General features: G+C 72.1%; 1 protein-coding gene. It reads left to right on the top strand.

The features are described from left to right. Positions 1-76: 76 nt before the first annotated feature. Positions 77-1,429, top strand: coding sequence for a transposase (locus E9529_RS21380; RefSeq protein WP_236833270.1), 1,353 nt, complete (start codon positions 77-79; stop codon positions 1,427-1,429). Positions 1,430-1,438: the final 9 nt, after the last annotated feature.

Here is a 1,438-nt window from a genome sequence, read left to right as displayed (position 1 = left end):
TCGGTAGCGTGGCGCAGCGTTGAACTTCGCGGATCTTGTGAGGTGATGGCGGCAACTTGATTGAGGAGTAGCCGCTGTGTCGATCACTACCCTGGCGCTGACTGCTGAGCTGCCCGAGCTCGGTGAATCGCTGAGCTGGTCGCAGCTGGAGGCGTGGGCGGTGGCGATGCGCGAAGAAGTCCCCGCGGCTGCGCTGGCCGCAGCGTTGGAGGACCTGCAGGACCGGCTGATCGACCAGGTTTGCGGGCCGAAGTGGCTGCCGGTGCGGGATCTTCCGGCGCCGTTCGGTTGTCCGGGGTGCGGCGTGATGAGCGACTTCGCCCGCAAGGGCAAGCGCACCCGGCCGCGCCGGTTCGACACCGCCGCCGGGATCGTGCGCGTCCAGTTGGCCAATGTCGGCTGCCGGGCCTGTGGTCGGGTGTTCGCGCCGCTGCTGCTGATGCTGGATCTTTCGGGCAAGCGGCGCACCGACCGGTTGATGGTGGAGTTGGCCGAGCTGGCCAGTCAGATGTCGTTCGCCCGGGCCGGGGCGGTCGCCGCTTCGTTCGGGATGCCGGCCTCGGCGGGCCGGGCGCACTCGGCGGTCGCCGACCTCGCACCGATGCTGGACGGGATCGGACAGCCGCAGGCGCCGGGGACGCCGACCGGCGCGGACGTGGTCATCCTCGATGGCACCGGGATGCGGGCGGGCCCGCGGCGGCTGGGCGTGAACGGCAACCTCGCCCTGGGGCTGACCGGCCGATCCGGGCCGCGGCGGCGCCGGCGGGCGACCACGGTGTTGCTGGGCCTCACCCTCGCCCAGCCTTGGTCGGCGATGGCCGAGCAGCTGCGGGCGCTGCGCCCGCCGGTGGTCGTGGTCGTCGACGGCGAGCCGGCGATCACCACGCTGGCCGAGTCCGTCTGGCCCGACGTGCCGATCCAGCGCTGCTGGTGGCACCTGCCCCGGGCGCTGCGCTGGGCGCTGTATGCCGACAAAGCCCCGTCTCCCTGGGCCAACGCCAAGCGCGCCGAGCTGGTCGACCTGCTGCACCGGGTCGCCCGCGAGCGGCTCACCCACGCCCAGGCGCTGGCCGCCTACGACGCCTTCGCCGCCACCGTCCGCACCGAAGGCCACCACGCCGCCGGCGAGCTGCTCACCGGCGCCCGCGACCAGGTGTTCACCTGCCTGCGGCCCGACGTGCGCGCCCGCCTGGCCCACCTCGGCGGCCCCGAACTGGGCTCCGGCGTCCTCGAGCGGGTCATGCGGGAACTCAACGCCCGCACCGACATCGGCGGCAGCCGCTGGTCCGTCGACGGACTGCGCGACCTGATCACCGTGCAGCTGGCCCGGATGACCAATCACCCGGCCTGGATCACACTGCAGCAGTCCCTACGTCCACCCAACGCCATCGACTTCAAGATCGACGTGGCGAAGTTCAACGCTTCCTGACGCTACCGA

The sequence above is a fragment of the Blastococcus sp. KM273128 genome, assembly GCF_021698975.1.
Lineage (GTDB): Bacteria > Actinomycetota > Actinomycetes > Mycobacteriales > Geodermatophilaceae > Blastococcus.
Note: the sequence above shows the minus strand (reverse complement) of the source record. Positions and strands in the feature narration are given on the sequence as shown.